This window comes from Neorhizobium tomejilense (genome assembly GCF_964254135.1).
GTDB classification, from domain to species: domain Bacteria; phylum Pseudomonadota; class Alphaproteobacteria; order Rhizobiales; family Rhizobiaceae; genus Neorhizobium; species Neorhizobium tomejilense.
Genome location: NZ_CAXUSO020000001.1, coordinates 916,533 through 933,372, shown reverse-complemented (window position 1 = coordinate 933,372; position 16,840 = coordinate 916,533). Strand labels below are relative to the sequence as shown.

Sequence of the window (16,840 nt, the reverse complement as noted above, 5' to 3'; positions counted from 1 at the left end):
ACGTCCCAAAAGCGAAGAGCGTCCGGTGAAAGCCGGGCGCTCTTTTCGTTTGGGCGCATTCAATCCACAGCATGAAAGGATTGACCGCAAATCTACGTTGCACCCCTTGATTAGCAACCACCCTGTGTCGCATTTTGCCAAGACCGGAATCAAGTCCCGAGGCCAAGCGGTTTGACCCGGATACGGGCACTGACAATCCCGGAAGCGGCGTCCCCAGCCGCTGAGGTCGTTAGTTGTGCGGAGAGAGATGTGAGCCTTATTTTTAAGCTGATTTCGTTTGCTATCTTTGCCTTGGTGTTTTCACGGGAAGTGAGGTCGGAGGAAGCCCTGCTTTCCGGCCGATGGCAGCAGATTTCATCCGATGCTGGATCGTGCGCAACTTGTTTTATTGGAATCGTCAAGCAGGGCACAGTTCTTGTCGTCAGCGCAAACAACGGTTGGTCTGCGACAGTGCAGACGGGTCGAAACGGTCCTGCACGCTTCGCCAGCGGCCAAGGGCGTTGGAAAATGCGGCCCGGCACGATCTACAGCAACAAGGCTTTCGATGTTGTTTTCGCCCTTCGTGGCGAACAACTCGTGATGGTCATGGTTATGGATTTTGGCAACGGCTCGAAGCGGACTGTTAGAGCCGTTTTCGCTAGACCAGCCCCGAAGCTTCCCATGGTCAAGGCCTAGCTCCTGCCGCAAACCAGCCGCTCTCCGGCCCTCCCCGCGAGCCCGCCCTACTCGAACCGGAACGCCAGCCGTTTGCCCGTCAGCCTCGCCAGCTGTTGCAGACGGCCGTCCAGGCGCTCGCCGGCAAAATCGCGGTAGGCGGAGGGGACGACGAATTCGAGGTCGAGATCCGGCTCGGAAGACACGCGGAAGGTCAGGTGGTGGACGAGGCCCGGCATCGAGGCCGAGAAGAGATAGACGACCCGGAGCAGACCGCCGAGCAGCTTTGCAAGATCGAGCAGGCGGGGCGTCGCGATCGTCGCAAGCGGGCCGGTTTCGCCGTCGTCGTGCAGGCCTTCGAAACGGTAGTAGTTGGCAAGCGCCAGATAGGCGCGGCCGGCATGGGTGATGCCGACGAAGGAGGAGTGGGCAATCAGGTTCAGCGCCTGCAGGCCGCGATAATCCGGATGGGCACGCCAGCTGATATCGGCAAGCAGGCAGGCGGCCTGGCGATAGCGGCTTTCCTCTTCCGTCTCGACGATCCCGAAGGCCGGCACCATGCGGCCGGTCCAGTCGGCAAGCTCGCGGGCGTGTTCGGGCGATCGGGCGCGCAGGATTGCGAGCTGGTCGGCGGCAACCAGTAGCGGATCGCCTGCCTTCTCTTCGTCGGAAAGCAGCGAATAGAGATAACCTTCGCGAACGCCCTGCGCCGAAAAGCTCACCCTGGCGGGCTTCATCACCGCCAGGACTTCCTGCATGGCGATCGCACCGAAGGGCAGCAGCGAACGGCGGCTCTTGGAGACGGCCTGCCAGGCGGGGTCCTTGCTGTCCTTGGCCGCAATCACCTCGTCGAGGAATTTCTGCATATCCTCGAGAGACAGTTCATAGCCCTGCATCATGTGCAGCGGATACTTGCTCATTTCCATATGCAGCTTGGCGATGTTGCGCCAGGTTCCGCCGACGGCATAGAAAGTGCGGCCCGCGCCGTTTTCCAGGAACCGCGCGGTGTTCACCTGCTTGCGGGCGAAGGTGCGCGCCTTGGAAAGCGAATTGCCGGAGGATTCCGACAGCCGCAGGCCCCCCAGCGGCAGGGTGATGCCCTTGCCGAACTCCGTGCCCTTGATGTCGATCAGTTCCAGCGAGCCGCCGCCGAGGTCGCCGGCAATGCCGTCGGGATCATGGAAACCACTGATGACGCCGAGTGCCGAATACCGCGCCTCCTCCTCGCCGGACAGAAGCTGGACCTGCTGGCCGAGGATCTCCTCCGCCTGGCGGATGAAATCCGGCCCGTTGGACGCTTCGCGGGCAGCGGCGGTCGCCAGCACATAGACTTCGGTGGCGCGGGCCTGGGTGGAAAGCGCGCGAAAACGCTTCAGCGACAACAGGGCACGCTCGACGCCCTCGTCGTCCATGCGCCCGTTCGAACCCAGTCCCTTGCCGAGGCCGCACAGCACCTTCTCGTTGAAGAGGACGGTCGGCGCGCGGGACAGGCCTTCGTAGATAACGACGCGGACGGAGTTCGAGCCGATGTCGATGACGGAGACAGGAGCGATCCCCGGAAGGCGCCCCTGGGCTTCTGATCGTACCATATTGCCTATTTCTTGCGTCCCGACACAAGGCCGGCGATAAGTTTCGGAGCACTCGACTTCAGGGCTTCACCGCGCCCCGAGAGGCTCGGATTGGTCATGAAATAGTGCTGCGCGTTAAAAGGTTCCTCGCCCTTGCGCACTTCCATGCGTCGCGACGTGCCGTCGGCCAATATCTCGTAGCTCTGCTGGTTGTCAATCAGGTTGCCGAGCATGATCTGGGATAAAACCTGCTCGTGCACAGTCGGATTGAGGAGCGGCACCAGCGTCTCGACCCGGCGATCGAGGTTGCGCGGCATCATGTCGGCGGAGCCGATATAGACGAGCGCCTTGTCCGACGGCAGACCGAAACCGTTGCCGAAGCAGAAGATGCGGCTGTGCTCCAGGAAGCGGCCGACGATCGACTTGACGCGGATATTGTCGGAAAGGCCGGCCACCCGCGGGCGCAGGCAGCAGATGCCGCGCACGACGAGATCGATATCGACGCCGGCGCGGCTGGCGCGATAAAGCGCATCGATGATCTCCGGATCGACCAGCGAGTTCATCTTCATCCAGATTGCCGCCGGCTTGCCTTCCTGGGCGTGGCAGATCTCCTCCTCGATATGGCGCAGGATGCGCGGCCGGAGCGTATAGGGCGAGACCGCCAGCTTCATGCTCTCGGCCGGCTCGCCGTAACCGGTGATGAAGTTGAAGATGTTCGCCATGTCGTGGGCGATCTTCGGGTTGCAGGTGAAGAAGGACAGGTCCGTATAGATCTTGGCGGTGATCGGGTGGTAGTTGCCGGTGCCGAGATGGCAATAGGTCCTGAGCTTGCCGTCCTCGCGGCGCACCACCATCGACATCTTGGCATGGGTCTTCAGTTCGATGAAACCGAAGACGACCTGCACGCCGGCGCGCTCCAGGTCTCGCGCCCAGCGGATGTTCGCCTCTTCGTCGAACCGGGCCTTGAGCTCGACCAGCGCCGTCACCGACTTGCCGGCCTCGGCCGCGTCGATCAGCGCTCGGACGATCGGGCTGTCGTTCGAGGTGCGGTAGAGCGTCTGCTTGATGGCGAGCACGTCCGGGTCGCGCGCCGCCTGCAGAAGAAACTGCACAACCACGTCAAAGGACTCGTAAGGGTGATGGACCACCATGTCCTTTTCGCGGATTGCTGCGAGGCAGTCGCCGGCGTGTTCGCGGACCCGCTCGGGAAATCGGGCATTGTGGGTCTCGAAGCGCAAGTCGTCGCGCGGCGCCTTGGTGATCTCCGACATGGTGTTGAGCGCCAGAAGGCCCGGCAGAACCGCGACGCGGTTTTCCGGCACGCCGAGTTCCTGCACCACGAACTGGCGGAGCGACGCCGGCATTTCCGAATCGGTCTCGATGCGGATGACCTTGCCGCGGCGGCGGCGCTTCAGCGCCGTCTCGAAGAAGCGCACCAGATCTTCGGCCTCTTCCTCGACTTCGATATCGCTGTCGCGGATGATGCGGAACGTGCCGGCTCCCTTCACCTCGTAACCGGGGAAGAGCCGGTCGGTAAACATGCCGACCACATCCTCCAGCGTAATATAGCGGATCGCGTTGTTGAGGTCCGGCAGGCGGATGAAGCGGTCGAGCGTGGTCGGCAAGCGCAAGAGCCCGGTCATCGGCTCCTTGCCGTGCTTGCTGTGCAGCTGTAGGCCCATCGAGAAGCCGAGGTTGGGGATGAACGGGAACGGATGGGCCGGGTCGATCGACAGCGGCGTCAGGACCGGGAAAAGCTCGTCGTCGAAAGAGTTCGCCAGCCAGTTGCGATCCTCGGCCGAGAGCGCCGCAGGCCTGACGATCAGGATGTCTTCCTTGGCGAGATACTGCTGCAGCACGGCGAGCGAGGCCTGCTGCTCCATCTGCAGGTTGTCGATCTCCTGCAGGATATTGTCGAGCTGTTCGGCCGGCGTCTTGCCGTCCGGCGAGCGGATGACGATGCCCTGCCGCACCTGCCCTTCGAGGCCGGCGACGCGCACCATGAAGAATTCATCGAGATTGGCCGCCGAGATCGACAGGAAGCGGACCCGCTCCAGAAGCGGATGGGCGGTATTCAGCGTTTCCTCAAGGACGCGGCGGTTGAACTGCAGCCAGGAGAATTCACGATTGATGAACCGGTCCGGACTGGTCATCAGGTCGAAATCGGTATTGGCCGCTTCCAGACCAGGTTCGCGCGTTTCAGTCGTGATCGAATCCATCTCATCCATCCCAATGCTAACCCTTGGTCATGCCAACCATCAGGGCCGACTACAGTTTGACGAGGGAATTGTCACAGTCAATCGTCGGCGCCCGCCCCGGTTCCGGAATTCCCAAAATCGTTCAGCACTTCCGCGGCCAGCGGGCGGGTTATCCGCGTGCCGCGCGCCAGCGCCAGGCGGTCCAGCCGCTCGACGATCGTCTGCGCCGCACCGAGCGACCGTTCCATGCGGTTGACGATGTAGCCCACCAGTTTGTCGTCGATATAAAGCTGGCGATCGGCGAACAGTTTTACGATCACCTGGGCCAGCAGGTCCTCGTCCGGCTCGCCGATTTCCACCACGGTCGCCGCCTTCAGCCGAGATTTGAGGTCCGGCAGGGTGACGCCCCAGGAGACCGGCCAGAGGCGCGAGGTCATCAGCAGGCTATGGCCGTTCTCGCGCACGCTGTTGATGACGTGGAAAAGTTCGGTTTCGTCGAATCCTCGGCGTTCGGCATCCTCGAACAGGACCGGACCCGCTGCGGCAACCGCCGCGGCATTCGAGCCGGCGACGGGATGGATCTCGGCCGCCCCCGCCTTTTCCCGCCAGATATGCGCCAGGTGCGATTTTCCCGACCCCACCGGACCCGCCAGCACGACGACCGGCGATGGCCAGGCCGGCCATTCGTCGACGATCGCCACGGCCGCAGCCAGGCGTTCGGACACCAGGAGGTCGTCCCGGGTTCTCGCCGCATCATGGGTGAATTGCAGCGGCAACTGCTCTTGTCTGCGCCGCTCGCGCTCGCTCGTCTCGGTCATTGGTCCTTCAAATGCTCTTCTGAGAGTCATTCGCGTGAGGGTCATTCGGGCCGGTTATCTGCCCAGCATTTTCGCCGTGTTCCAGCACATGCGACCGCTCGGCCTCTTCCCAGGGGAGTTCCGCCGCTCGCCCGAAATAGATGTCGCTGTCAAGATACCGCGACAGCACGAAACGGACAAGCACGCCGACCACCGCGGCGGCCGGCACCGCGATCAGCAAGCCGACGAAGCCGAATATGGCACCGAAGGCGAACAGGGCGAACATCAGCCAGACCGGATGCAGGCCGACGCTTTCGCCGACCAGCTTCGGCTGCAGGATGTTGCCCTCGAGGAACTGGCCGACGAAGAAAACGCCGGCGACGGCGAGGATCCACGGATAGTCCGGCCAGAACTGCACCAGCGCCACGCCGACCGAGAGCACCAGGCCGATCAGCGAGCCGATATAGGGAATGAAGCTGATCATGCCGGCGACGAAGCCAATCAGAAGCCCGAAATTGAGCCCGACAACCGACAGGCCGACCGCGTAGAAGATGCCGAGGATGAGGCAGAGCGAGCCCTGGCCGCGAATGAAACCGGCGACCGATTCATCCATCTCCCGGGCGATCTCGCGCACCGTCGCCACCTGGTCGCGCGGCACCCAGCTATCCACCTTGGCGACCATCCGGTCCCAGTCGAGCAGGATATAGAAGGCGACGACAGGCGTGACGATCAAGAGCGACACGACGTCGATGATCGCCTTGCCGGAATTCCAGATCTGGGCGAGCAGCGAGCCGACGAAACCGGCACCCTGGCTTAGCACTTCGGAGAAATTCTGCTTGACCGTCTCGATCTGGGCGCTGATCCAATGTGGCAGGAACGAGCTTTCCGGGCTCGATATGATCTGCTGCAGCTGGGAGATATAGCCCGGCAGGGCGGCGGCGAACTCGGTGAACTGGTTGATGATGATCGGGATCACCAACATCAGCGACAGCGCGAAGACCAGCACGAAACAGACGAGGATCACCACCGTCGCCATCAGCCGGCTCAAGCCCCGTCTTTCCAGCCAGTCAGCCACCGGATCGAGGAAGTAGGCGAGCGCCATGCCGGCCACGAAAGGCAGCAGGATCGAACGGAAGAACCAGAGAAACACCACGAAGACGATGAGAACGCCGACCCAGAAGAAGATGTAGCGCTTCAGGCTCGCGCCGCTGATATGATATGCCATCGCCGCTTCCTCTGAATTGCCCGGGCGAAAAAGGGATAGGGAAGCCCGTAACCCAGGTCAAGGGTTTGGAAGCGGTGCAGCAAGACCTGTGAAAAGCCTTCAAAACCGCGTCCAACGCTTGCATCCGGCGCGATGTCGTGCAATTGCGGGCCGCTACAATGATCATTGGAGATGAACGATGAGCGAGGCGGGCAAGAACGGTCTCACCTATAGCGATGCCGGCGTCGATATCGACGCGGGCAACCTCATGGTCGAGAAGATCAAGCCGGCAGTGCGCTCGACCCGCCGGCCCGGCGCAGACGGCGAAATCGGCGGCTTCGGCGGCCTCTTCGATCTGAAGGCCGCAGGCTTCACCGATCCGATCCTCGTTGCCGCCAATGACGGCGTCGGCACCAAGCTGAAGATCGCCATCGACGCCGATTTCCACGACACGGTCGGCATCGACCTCGTTGCCATGTGCGTCAACGATCTGGTGGTCCAGGGCGCCGAGCCGCTGCTCTTCCTCGACTATTTCGCCACCGGCAAGCTCGATCCGGACCAGGGTGCAGCAATCGTTTCTGGCATTGCCGCCGGCTGCCGCGAAGCAGGCTGCGCGCTGATCGGCGGCGAGACCGCCGAAATGCCCGGCATGTATTCCGACGGCGATTACGATCTGGCGGGTTTTGCGGTCGGTGCCGCCGAGCGCGGCCAGCTGCTGCCGGTCGGCGATATTGCTTCCGGCGACGTCATTCTCGGCCTCACCTCCTCCGGCGTTCATTCGAACGGCTTCTCGCTGGTCCGCAAGATCGTGACGCTTTCGGGCCTCGCCTGGGACGCACCCTCTCCCTTCCGTGAGGGCATGACTCTGGGTGAGGCGCTTCTGACGCCGACCCGCATCTACGTGAAGCCGCTCCTGAAGGCGATCCGCGAGACCGGCGCCCTCAAGGCGCTTGCCCACATCACCGGCGGCGGTTTCCCCGAAAACATTCCGCGCGTGCTGCCGAAGAACCTTGCGGCCGAAATCGATCTCGACTCCATTCCCGTCCCGCCCGTCTTCTCGTGGCTCGCCAAAACCGGCGGCGTCGAGCCGAAGGAAATGCTGCGCACTTTCAACTGCGGTATCGGCATGATCATCGTGGTCGCGCCCGAGAACGCCCAGGCGGTCGCCGATATCTTGACCGGCGAGGGCGAGATCGTCGTGCCGCTCGGTCGCATGGTCGAACGCGCCGAAGGCGGCCCCGGCGTGATCTACCAGGGCACGCTCGGCCTATGAGCGCACCCGCGGCTGAAACGGCGCGCAGAAAGCGCGTCGCCGTATTCATCTCCGGCGGCGGCTCCAACATGCTGGCGCTTGCCGATGCCTGCACCGCACCGGATTTCCCGGCGGAAATCGTCGCAGTCTTCTCCGACAAGCCCTCGGCGGGCGGCATCGAGAAGGCGCAGGCGCGCGGCATCAAAACCTTCGTCTTCGAACGCAAGGGGTTCGCCGGCAAGGCCGAACACGAGGCGGCGATCCTCGCGGCCCTCGACGAGGTCCAGCCGGACATACTCTGCCTCGCCGGCTACATGCGACTTTTCTCGGCCGAATTCATCAGCCGCTACGAAGGCAGCATCCTCAACATCCACCCTGCCCTTCTGCCGCTCTTCCCTGGCCTCCATACACATGAACGCGCCATCGAGGCCGGCGTGAAGATCGCCGGCTGTACCGTGCATTTCGTCACCGAAGGCATGGACGAAGGCCCGATCGTCGCCCAGGGCGCCGTCCCGGTGCTTGCCGACGACACCCCCGAGACCCTGGCCGGCCGCGTGCTGACCGTCGAACACAGACTTTACCCGCTGGCGCTGAAGCTGCTGGCGGAAGGCAAGGTGCGGATGGAAGGTAGTCGGACGATCACCTCGCCCGGCACTGAGACCGATATCGCCGATCAGCGGATCTTCTCGGCGGGCAGGTAGAGCCGGGACTCGACACGGAGCGCCCAACGTCCTACATTCTGTACGTAATCTTCGTACAGGAGACCGGACATGGCTGGTAAAACTCAGCGAATTCTCGATTTAGGGATGCCGTCGATGGAAGCCGAAGCCGTCTCTATCCGCCTTGGGATTTCGAAACGCGAACTGGCTGAGACGGCGGGGCTCTCCGCCAACACGCTCCAGCGCAAGGAGCGTGCGCAGTCTCCCGCAGCGACCACGCGGATCGGTGAAATGGCGGAGATCATCCACCGCGTCAGCGAATGGGCAGGAAGCGAACGGCAAGCCCTCGCCTGGTATCGCGCCGAGCCCATTCCGGCCTTCGGTGGCCGGACAGCAGAGAGCATCGTCAAGAGCGGCAAGGCGGCAGCCTTGCGCGACTACCTCGATCACCTGGCGATCGGCGGCTTTGCTTGAGGTTCCAGGGCATCTGCTATCGCGCCCATGATCCTCGCTGGGCGATCAGCCCGATATCCGGCGAAGGCGCGGCTATTCGCGGTGCCCGCTTCAATCCCAAGGGCGTACCGGCACTCTACCTCTCTACTTCGATCGAGGGTGCGATCACCGAAGCAAGCCAAGGGTTTGGGCACAGGATCCACCCGTTGACGATCTGCTCCTACGACATCGATTGCGACGACGTCGCCGACCTCACGGACGAGGCTTCGCAAAATGCGCTTGGCATATCGCTTGATGTCATGGCGTCCGCCTGGGCGTCTGCACTCTCGGAAAGCAGGAGACCGGACTCCTGGGCAATTTATGACAATCTTTCCGGTACTTATGCCGGCATCCTCGTCCCCTCCTTCGCCCACCGGGCCGCAACCTCGGTCAGCAATCTCGTGCTGTGGGACTGGGGATTCGATCTGCCGCATCGGGTCCACGTTATCGACCCGACAGGCAGGTTGCCGAAGAACCAGAAGTCCTGGGAAGAATAGGCCCAAGCCTCAGGCCGCCAGCGCCCGGAGCGGGTGCAGCGTGCCGTCGCTGTAGACGAAGCGGCCGGCGCGGAAGGTGGCGCGGATGCGGTGCACGTCGCCCTTTTCCACCACCACCAGATCGGCGCGCTGGCCGATGACGATCTCGCCGCGATCCGTCAGGCCAGCGGAGCGGGCGGCATTGCCGGTCGCCATCGCAACGGCCGCCGGCAGGCCACCTTGCGCCACGTCCGCCAGCTTGAAGACGCCCGGCACGAAAGCAGCCGGATGATAGTCGGCGGCAATCACCGTCAGCAGACCGGCCTTGGCGGCGTCGAGCGCGCTCAGATTGCCGGACATGGACTTGCCGCGCAGCGCATTCGGGGCGCCCATCAGCGTCCAGAGCCCGCGACGGCGGGCCTCCTCGGCGGCCGGCAGCGTCACCGGGAACTCGCTGATCGTGACGCCGAGATCGTACATCTCGGCCACCTTCTCAATGCTGTCGTCGTCGTGGGAAGCGAGCGACAGGCGATGCTTGAGGGCGAGGGAGACGATCTCCTTCAGTTTCACCTCGATCTGCGGATTGTTGCGCATGGCGATGCGCTTCTGAACAATCTCGGCAGCCATTTCCTCGGAAATTGCCCGGCGTTCGGAGATGCTGGCGACATAGGCGGCGATGTTGTTGTACTGGCCCTGGCCCGGCGTGTGGTCGGTGAGCGAGACCATGTCGATCTCGTCGGCCTTCAGCAGCCGTTCGAGCGCCGGCGCGGCGCCGACATTGGTGATCTCGTAACGCGCGTGGACGCGGTGGTCGATCAGCAGGTTGTCGCGCAGGCGGTTGATGCCTTCGATGATGGCCGAGGTCGTCTCCAGCGAACGGACATGGCCGTAGACGCTTTCGGTGGCGAAGGAAACGGCGGCATAGGCCGTGGTGACGCCGGCCGCGGCAAGCTTCTTATCGAGTTCGTGGATGCCGAAATCGATCGGCATCTGGGCGTTCGGCCGCGGCGCGATCTCGCGCTCGATCATGTCGCCATGCAGATCGACGAAGCCCGGCATCAAAAGCCGCCCGCCGCCGTCGATCGCGGCGCCTGCGACCGGTTCGTCGCGGATTTCGGCGATCACGCCGTCTTCAATCCGCACGGAACCTGCGTCCACCACCTCGTCGGGGAGGACGAGGGTGAAATTGCCGAGCCACATGGCTTTCTCCTGACCATATAAGGATGATTATCAAGAGGCAGCGCTTAGCCGCCATTCGTGACATTCATGTGAAATCGGCGCGGCACGAGGTCAAGTCACAATCAAACGGCGGCTGAAACAACAGGCGAGCAGATAATTTTATCGCTCCGGCTGTCAGGCTGTGAGCGATGCCTGATTGATCACCGCCCATTGCAGCAACATGATCGTCTTGGCATCGATGATGTCGCCGGAGCCGACCATCGCCACCGCCTCGCCAAGCGGCAGTTCCAGCACCTCGATATCCTCGTGCTCCTCGGCCAGACCGCCGCCACCATCGACCCGGTCGGAGAAGTCGATCGGCGCATGGAAGAAATGCACGACCTCGGTGATCGCTCCGGGCGACATGAACGCCTTGAACAGAAACCGCACGTCCCTCAAACGATAGCCGGTTTCCTCCATTGCTTCGCGCCGGATCGCATCCTCCGGATGGTCCTCGTCAAGCAGTCCGGCGGGTACCTCGACAATCCACGCCGGTTTGCCGGAGAGATAGGCGGGCAGACGAAACTGCTTCACCAGCACGATCGTGTCGCGCCTGGCATCGTGGAGAAGAATGCAGGCGGCCTCGGATTTATGGTAGATTTCCCGGTGCAGGCGGTGCGTCTCACCGCTGCGATCGGTGTAATCGAGTTCGTAGCTCGAAAGCCGCGTCCAACCATCCGACAGCGTCTTTTCGCCGGCGATCTTCACCCGATCATTCTGCCCGGTCATGCGAGTTCCCTGCGAAGCCATACCTTGTTGTCGTGGAAGGCGGCACCGCCATAAGGCGCCACGGCATCAGCGCCGGTCAGCACGTTGATGCCCTCGCCGTCGAGATGTTTGCGGTTCGGCCACAGCCCTTCGGCAATCAGCACGCCCGGCCTTGCGCCGGCGACGAGCCTCGCATGCAGGCGGATTTCCCCGCGGGCGTTGCCGAGCCGGACGATATCGCCGTCGACGATGCCGAGGCGTGCCGCATCGGTCGGTTCGATCATGACTTCCGGCCGCCCTTCCCGCTCGTAGGAGCTTTTCGTCTCGGTGAAGGACGAATTGAGAAAACTACGGGCCGGCGAGGTCGCGAGCCGGAAGGGATGTGCCTCGTCGGCCACCTCGATGATATCGACCTGGTCCGGGAAGACCGGCAGTTCGGCGATCGGTCCCAGCGGCCCGACATTTTTCGGCGGCTTGTCCGGCGACGGGCCGTTTGCCCAGTCCGGCCTGAAGCGGAACTTTCCGTCCGGGTATCCGAAGCCCTTGATGTAATGCGCGGTTTCAAAATCCGGCTGCGCGTCGATCCATTTTTCGCGCGCAAAGTCGTCGTAGCTTCCCCAGCCGCTGGCGTTGAGGATGCGGTCGATATGCTGGCGCTCGTCGAGGCCGAAACCGGGGAAATGATCGACGCCGAGGCGTTTGGCCAATTCCTCGATGACGAAGAGGTTGGTGCGAACCGTCGATGGCGGCTCGACGAGCTTCGGCCCGAGCAGGATATGCTGCTGTCCGCCGGCGCGGTAGAGGTCGTCATGCTCGACGAACATGGTGGCCGGCAGGACGATATCGGCGACTTCGGCCGTGTCGGTCACGAACTGCTCGTGCACGGCCACGAACAGATCGTCGCGCAAAAAACCCTGGCGGACGAGGCGCTGTTCCGGCGCGACGTTCATCGGGTTGGTGTTCTGGATCAGCAGCGCAGTCACCGGCCCGCCGTGCCGCAGCGCCTCCGCATCGCCGGTCAGCACCCGGCCGATCTGCGACTGGTCGAGCTGGCGGATATCGGGATCGGCATAGGCCGTGCCCATCAGCTCGGACTTGTTGAGCCGGAAAATCTCGCCGTTGTTGTGGAAGGCGCCGCCGCCCTCGTGTTGCCAGCAGCCGAGCACGGTCGCGATCGACAGCGCCGCATGCATGGCGACCGTGCCGTTCCTCTGGCGGGCAAAGCCGTAGCCCAGCCGGAAGAAGGTTTTCTGGGTCGTGCCGACGAGGCGGGCGAAGGTCTCGATCTCTTCGACCGACAGGCCGGTGATGGCGGAGGCCCATTCCGGCGTCTTCGCCTTCAGATGCGCTTCGAGGCCGGCCGGGTCGTCGGCATATTGCGCCATGTAGGCGCGGTCGGCATATCCGTCGCGAAAGGCGATATGCATGACGGCGCAGGCAAGCGCCGCATCGGTGCCGGGGCGCACGGTCAGCGCCATGTCGGCCTGTTTTATCGTCGGGTTGTCGTAGATGTCGATGACGACGATCTTGGCGCCGCGTTCCTTGCGGGCTTTCACCGCATGGGTCATGACGTTGACCTGGGTGGAGACGGCGTTGGTGCCCCAGATCACCACGCAATCGGACTTCGCCATCTCGCGCGGATCGGGACCGCGCAGAGCGCCGGTTCCCATCACGTAACCGGTCCAGGCCATGTTGGTGCAGATCGTGCCGAAGAAGCCGGAGTATTTTTTGGCATGCCGCAGGCGCTCGATCGAATCGCGCTGCACCTGGCCCATCGTGCCGGCATAAAAATAGGGCCAGATCGCTTCCGACCCGTGTTTCGCCTCGGCTTTGACGAAGGCGTTAGCGATCTCGTCGAGTGCGGCCTCCCAGGACAGCTCTTGCCAGTTCCCCTCGCCCTTGGCGCCCAAGCGGCGCTTCGGGTGCATCAGCCGGCCGGGATGGTAGAGCCGCTCGGAGTATCGGGCGACCTTGGCGCAGATGACGCCGGCCGTATAGCTGTTGTCGGCAGCCCCGCGCACGCGGCCGATGCGGCCGTCGGCGGTGAGATCTATGTCCAGTGCGCAGGCCGACGGACAGTCGTGCGGACAGACGGTGTGTCCGACGGAATTGTGGCCGGACTTTTCGGGGGCGATTGGGGTTTTCGCGGTAATCGGGGTCGCAACGTTCATGGCTTTTCTATATTGCAAGCTGACGTCCGCAAAAAGCGTGATTTGCAGCGCATCAATTTAATTCAAGCGAGACACCAGCAACGATGAACTACCGGCACATCTATCACGCGGGCAATTTTGCCGATGTTCTCAAACACGCGATCCTTGCGCGGCTGATCCGCTATGCCCAGAACAAGGACAAGGCATTTCGCCTGCTGGATACCCATGCCGGTATCGGGCTTTACGACCTTTCCTCTGACGAGGCGCAGAAGACAGGCGAATGGCGCGACGGCATCGGCCGGCTGATGGAAGCGGAACTGCCGGCAAAGGTCGCGGACCTGCTGGAGCCCTATCTGACGGCGGTCAGGGAACTGAACCCGACCGGTCCGCTGAAACTTTATCCCGGCTCTCCGAAGCTTGCCCGCATGCTGTTCCGTCCGCAGGACCGGCTGTCGGCGATGGAACTGCATCCGGAAGACTTCAATCGCCTGCACAATCTGTTCGAGGGCGATTTCCAGGTGCGCGCCACCGAACTCGACGGCTGGCTGGCGCTGGGCGCCCATCTGCCGCCGAAGGAAAAGCGCGGTATCGTGCTCGTCGATCCGCCTTTCGAGGAGGAAGGCGAATACAGGCGGCTGGTGAAAGGCCTGTCGACCGGCTGGCGCCGCTTTCAGGGCGGCACCTTCTGCCTCTGGTATCCGATCAAGAAGAGCGCGCCCCTCAGGGCCTTCCACGACGAGCTGAAGGCGCTGGAAATCCCGAAAATGCTGTGCGCCGAATTGACCGTTCAAAGCGACCGCGAGACGACCGGGCTGTCCGGCTCCGGCCTCATCATCGTCAACCCGCCCTTCACGCTGAAGGATGAGCTGCACGCGCTTCTGCCGACCTTGAAAACCATCCTGGCGCAGGACCGGTTCGCCTCGCAGCGCGCCTTCTGGCTGACCGGTGAGACCGTCGACAGCGACCTCGATTCGGAGTCTTGACCGGGCGAGGCTTCCCGCCCATGGTGCCGCGCATTGCAGGGGGCCGGCCGATGACCAACCGATTTATCGCTTTCCTTTTTCTCGCACTTTTCGCGTCCACTGCCTCCGCCCAGGAGCGCCGATCGGACAATCGGCAGGATCATGCGGGGCAGTTCGATTTCTACGTCCTGTCGCTTTCCTGGTCGCCGACCTTCTGCGCTTCGCAGAGCGGCGGCAAGAACGACCAGCAATGCAGCACGGACAAGGATTTCCGTTTCATCGTCCACGGGCTGTGGCCGCAATACGAAAAGGGCTATCCGGATTTCTGCGAAACGAAGGAACCGGGCCGCGTGCCGCAATCGCTCGGCCAACCACTCTTCGACATCATGCCGTCGATGGGGCTGATCGGCCATCAGTGGCGCAAGCACGGAAGCTGCACGGGGCTCAGCCAGCGTGATTATTTCGGCAAGCTGCGTGACGCCTTTTCGCGGGTCAAACTGCCCGCCGACCTGTCCCGCGGCGACTCGGCCGTGACGCTGTCGGCCGACCAGATCGAAGAGAAGTTCCTCGTCGCTAATCCGGGCATGAGCCGGCGCGGCATTTCGACGAGTTGCGAGGGCCGGCAGCTGGAGGAAGTGCGCATCTGCCTCACCAAGGACCTGCAATTTCGTGATTGCGCCGAGGTCGACCGCGGCGGCTGCCGGATCAGCCAGATCACCCTGCCGCCGGCAAAATGACATTTATCGAGAAGGACAAGACCATGAAGCTGCTGTACTCCCCGGCCTCGCCCTATTCGGCCAAGGTGCGCATGGCGGCGCGCCATCTCGGCATCGAGATTATCGAGGTGAAGACCGACACCAACGCGGCCCCGGCGGAACTCGTGAGCAACAACCCGCTCGGCAAGATCCCGGTCCTGATTCGGGAAGGCGAGCCGCCGATCTACGACAGCATCGCGATCATGCACTGGCTCGATCGCCAGTCGGGCGGCAAGCTCTATCCGAAGAAGGATGCGAAGCGCACCGAGGCGGAGGTGCTGGAAGCGCTTTGCGACGGCATGATGGATTGCCTTCTGGCGATCGTCTACGAGCGTCGCTCGCGCGACGAGGACAAGGTCCACCAGCCGTGGATCGACAAACAATGGGCCAAGGTGGTGCGCGGCCTCGATCACCTGGAGAACAACCTGCCGAAGACAGGCAAGAAGCTGCATGGCGGCCATTTCGCGCTGGCCGCGTTGATCGGTTATCTCGATCTGCGCTTCAACGGGCAATGGGCCGAAGGCCGGCCAGAGCTCGCCTCCTGGCCGGATGTCTTCACCAAGCGCTTCGCCTCCTACACCGCCATGAAATCGGCGGCCTGAAACAAAAAAAGCCCGGGCCGAAGCCCGGGCTTTCCCCAGCCTGTTAAGGCTATCGAACTTAGAACTTCACGCCGATACCGACCTTGACGCTGTGATCGTCGAAGCCCTTCGAAACCGAACCGGAATCGAGCGAGTAGCTGTCCGAACCGAAATCCGTGTAACGGTATTCGACACGAGCGGTGATGTTGTTGGTGACGAAGGCTTCGGCACCGGCACCGACCGTGTAACCGACGGCGGTCTTGTTTTCGGACGAAGTCGCGTCGCTCAGTTCGTTGTCCTGCAGGGCGACACCGGCCGTACCGTAGATCAGGAAGGGGTTGAGGTCGTAGCCGACGCGGCCGCGAACCGAGCCGTTCCAGCCGGCCTTGCCTTCAAAGCCGTCATCCGTGGTGCTCTTCGTGCCGTTATAACCGACGTCTGCTTCGACACCGTAGACGATCGAACCGCTCTGGAAGTTGTAGCCCGTATAGGCACCGCCGCCGAACTGGCCGTCACGGTCGCCGCTACCGAAGCGACCCCAGTCATACTGACCATAACCACCGAGATAGAAACCCTGCCAGCTGGCGGCCGGGGCCGGCTCCTCGGTTGCAACCGGGGCCTGCGGAATTTGTTCGACGGCATCAGCGGCATTGGCCGCAGAGATGGCGATGAAGCTGACTGCCGAGGCCATCAGAGTTGCGATGAGAGTACGCATACATTTTCTCCTTTTACTGCTGCGCCGGGAATTCGCCGCGACAACATGGTTGGCGACACATTTGTTCCCTGCCCGCTGAGACGGAATGTGGAGGTCAATTGAGGAATAGAAAGAGCCGAAATGTGAATTGATTGTGGCACACAGAAGGCCAAAATTTGATGTTGCTGTATCGCAACACACGTTTGATTAACCTTAAGCAATGCTTACTTTGAATATAAATATTTTTACATTTATAAATTACTTCTTAAATCCAAAGCACAACTCAGTCAATACACCTGCTGACGCGAGCCGGCGCGGGCGCCACTCGCCAAGTTCGACTTGTATTCGCAGCAACACCGGATCGGGCGCTTGTAGAAACAAAAATCTGAGCTGAAACACGCACGTATTTCTCCTCTCCGCAGGAAGGCGGCCGGAACCGGTGGCGCCTGCCGCCGGATTTGTGCCTTAAATA

Annotated in this window: 16 protein-coding genes; 8 read left to right on the top strand and 8 right to left on the bottom strand. The window is 62.5% G+C overall.

The annotated features are described in order from the left end of the window. Positions 1-249: 249 nt before the first annotated feature. Complete coding sequence (locus ACSQ3G_RS04870) at positions 250-675, top strand: hypothetical protein (RefSeq protein WP_436109249.1); 426 nt, start codon at positions 250-252, stop codon at positions 673-675. A gap of 47 nt (positions 676-722) precedes the next feature. Here ACSQ3G_RS04870 and ppx read toward each other — a convergent pair whose 3' ends face one another. The 4 genes from ppx to ACSQ3G_RS04850 all read right to left on the bottom strand — a co-directional run bounded on the left by ppx (position 723) and on the right by ACSQ3G_RS04850 (position 6,442). Next, positions 723-2,243, bottom strand: a complete 1,521-nt coding sequence (ppx, locus tag ACSQ3G_RS04865; RefSeq protein WP_436109248.1) for an exopolyphosphatase — start codon at positions 2,241-2,243, stop codon at positions 723-725. Between the two features lie 5 nt (positions 2,244-2,248). Next, on the bottom strand, positions 2,249-4,450 hold the full coding sequence (locus tag ACSQ3G_RS04860; RefSeq protein WP_371411987.1) for an RNA degradosome polyphosphate kinase: 2,202 nt from the start codon (positions 4,448-4,450) through the stop codon (positions 2,249-2,251). Between the two features lie 68 nt (positions 4,451-4,518). Continuing rightward, on the bottom strand, positions 4,519-5,238 hold the full coding sequence (gene hdaA, locus ACSQ3G_RS04855; protein WP_046667833.1) for a DnaA regulatory inactivator HdaA: 720 nt from the start codon (positions 5,236-5,238) through the stop codon (positions 4,519-4,521). Positions 5,239-5,245: 7 nt separating this feature from the next. Continuing rightward, on the bottom strand, positions 5,246-6,442 hold the full coding sequence (locus tag ACSQ3G_RS04850; protein WP_436109247.1) for an AI-2E family transporter: 1,197 nt from the start codon (positions 6,440-6,442) through the stop codon (positions 5,246-5,248). A gap of 178 nt (positions 6,443-6,620) precedes the next feature. Here ACSQ3G_RS04850 and purM point away from each other — a divergent pair, with 178 nt between their 5' ends. From purM to ACSQ3G_RS04830, 4 genes are all read left to right on the top strand, one after another. Then, positions 6,621-7,694 carry a phosphoribosylformylglycinamidine cyclo-ligase gene (gene purM, locus ACSQ3G_RS04845; protein ID WP_436109246.1) on the top strand — a complete coding sequence of 358 codons (1,074 nt, stop codon included), beginning with the start codon at positions 6,621-6,623 and terminating at the stop codon, positions 7,692-7,694. Continuing rightward, positions 7,691-8,374, top strand: a complete 684-nt coding sequence (purN, locus tag ACSQ3G_RS04840) for a phosphoribosylglycinamide formyltransferase (protein ID WP_436109245.1) — start codon at positions 7,691-7,693, stop codon at positions 8,372-8,374. The genes purM and purN overlap by 4 nt, the downstream gene beginning before the upstream one ends. A 105-nt stretch (positions 8,375-8,479) precedes the next feature. Next, a complete protein-coding gene (locus ACSQ3G_RS04835; RefSeq protein ID WP_172717179.1) occupies positions 8,480-8,806 on the top strand; it encodes an antitoxin Xre/MbcA/ParS toxin-binding domain-containing protein in 327 nt (108 codons plus the stop codon). Next, complete coding sequence (locus ACSQ3G_RS04830; RefSeq protein ID WP_436109244.1) at positions 8,803-9,321, top strand: RES family NAD+ phosphorylase; 519 nt, start codon at positions 8,803-8,805, stop codon at positions 9,319-9,321. Before ACSQ3G_RS04835 ends, ACSQ3G_RS04830 begins: the two co-directional genes overlap by 4 nt. A gap of 9 nt (positions 9,322-9,330) precedes the next feature. On the opposite strand, the gene ACSQ3G_RS04825 is transcribed toward ACSQ3G_RS04830, so the two are convergent. The 3 genes from ACSQ3G_RS04825 to ACSQ3G_RS04815 form a co-directional block, all read right to left on the bottom strand. Next, the gene (locus ACSQ3G_RS04825) at positions 9,331-10,500 is read right to left on the bottom strand and encodes an alpha-D-ribose 1-methylphosphonate 5-triphosphate diphosphatase (protein WP_436109243.1); all 1,170 of its coding nucleotides are present in this window, start codon (positions 10,498-10,500) and stop codon (positions 9,331-9,333) included. Between the two features lie 153 nt (positions 10,501-10,653). After that, positions 10,654-11,247, bottom strand: a complete 594-nt coding sequence (locus ACSQ3G_RS04820) for an NUDIX domain-containing protein (protein ID WP_436109242.1) — start codon at positions 11,245-11,247, stop codon at positions 10,654-10,656. Then, entirely contained in the window at positions 11,244-13,397 is a 2,154-nt protein-coding gene (locus tag ACSQ3G_RS04815) for a molybdopterin-containing oxidoreductase family protein (protein WP_436109241.1), read from the bottom strand. Before ACSQ3G_RS04815 ends, ACSQ3G_RS04820 begins: the two co-directional genes overlap by 4 nt. An 83-nt stretch (positions 13,398-13,480) precedes the next feature. Here ACSQ3G_RS04815 and ACSQ3G_RS04810 point away from each other — a divergent pair, with 83 nt between their 5' ends. Genes ACSQ3G_RS04810 through ACSQ3G_RS04800 form a run of 3 tightly spaced genes read left to right on the top strand, consistent with a single transcriptional unit; the run spans position 13,481 to position 15,695 of the window. After that, positions 13,481-14,359, top strand: coding sequence for a 23S rRNA (adenine(2030)-N(6))-methyltransferase RlmJ (locus ACSQ3G_RS04810; protein ID WP_436109240.1), 879 nt, complete (start codon positions 13,481-13,483; stop codon positions 14,357-14,359). 50 nt (positions 14,360-14,409) lie between these two features. After that, complete coding sequence (locus ACSQ3G_RS04805; RefSeq protein ID WP_436109239.1) at positions 14,410-15,075, top strand: ribonuclease T2 family protein; 666 nt, start codon at positions 14,410-14,412, stop codon at positions 15,073-15,075. Positions 15,076-15,098: 23 nt separating this feature from the next. Continuing rightward, positions 15,099-15,695, top strand: a complete 597-nt coding sequence (locus tag ACSQ3G_RS04800) for a glutathione S-transferase (protein ID WP_436109238.1) — start codon at positions 15,099-15,101, stop codon at positions 15,693-15,695. Positions 15,696-15,753: 58 nt separating this feature from the next. Here the strand turns inward: ACSQ3G_RS04800 and ACSQ3G_RS04795 are convergent, their stop codons facing one another. Next, positions 15,754-16,389 carry an outer membrane protein gene (locus ACSQ3G_RS04795; protein WP_046667843.1) on the bottom strand — a complete coding sequence of 212 codons (636 nt, stop codon included), beginning with the start codon at positions 16,387-16,389 and terminating at the stop codon, positions 15,754-15,756. Positions 16,390-16,840: the final 451 nt, after the last annotated feature.

Excerpts from the sequence above, each read along its gene's own strand:
- ppx (WP_436109248.1), bottom strand. The coding sequence starts at position 2,243 with ATGGTACGATCAGAAGCCCAGGGGCGCCTTCCGGGGATCGCTCCTGTC.
- ACSQ3G_RS04860 (WP_371411987.1), bottom strand. The coding sequence starts at position 4,450 with ATGGATGAGATGGATTCGATCACGACTGAAACGCGCGAACCTGGTCTG.
- hdaA (WP_046667833.1), bottom strand. The coding sequence starts at position 5,238 with ATGACCGAGACGAGCGAGCGCGAGCGGCGCAGACAAGAGCAGTTGCCG.
- ACSQ3G_RS04850 (WP_436109247.1), bottom strand. The coding sequence starts at position 6,442 with ATGGCATATCATATCAGCGGCGCGAGCCTGAAGCGCTACATCTTCTTC.
- purM (WP_436109246.1), top strand. The coding sequence starts at position 6,621 with ATGAGCGAGGCGGGCAAGAACGGTCTCACCTATAGCGATGCCGGCGTC.
- purN (WP_436109245.1), top strand. The coding sequence starts at position 7,691 with ATGAGCGCACCCGCGGCTGAAACGGCGCGCAGAAAGCGCGTCGCCGTA.
- ACSQ3G_RS04835 (WP_172717179.1), top strand. The coding sequence starts at position 8,480 with ATGCCGTCGATGGAAGCCGAAGCCGTCTCTATCCGCCTTGGGATTTCG.
- ACSQ3G_RS04825 (WP_436109243.1), bottom strand. The coding sequence starts at position 10,500 with ATGTGGCTCGGCAATTTCACCCTCGTCCTCCCCGACGAGGTGGTGGAC.
- ACSQ3G_RS04820 (WP_436109242.1), bottom strand. The coding sequence starts at position 11,247 with ATGACCGGGCAGAATGATCGGGTGAAGATCGCCGGCGAAAAGACGCTG.
- ACSQ3G_RS04815 (WP_436109241.1), bottom strand. The coding sequence starts at position 13,397 with ATGAACGTTGCGACCCCGATTACCGCGAAAACCCCAATCGCCCCCGAA.
- ACSQ3G_RS04810 (WP_436109240.1), top strand. The coding sequence starts at position 13,481 with ATGAACTACCGGCACATCTATCACGCGGGCAATTTTGCCGATGTTCTC.
- ACSQ3G_RS04805 (WP_436109239.1), top strand. The coding sequence starts at position 14,410 with ATGACCAACCGATTTATCGCTTTCCTTTTTCTCGCACTTTTCGCGTCC.
- ACSQ3G_RS04800 (WP_436109238.1), top strand. The coding sequence starts at position 15,099 with ATGAAGCTGCTGTACTCCCCGGCCTCGCCCTATTCGGCCAAGGTGCGC.
- ACSQ3G_RS04795 (WP_046667843.1), bottom strand. The coding sequence starts at position 16,389 with ATGCGTACTCTCATCGCAACTCTGATGGCCTCGGCAGTCAGCTTCATC.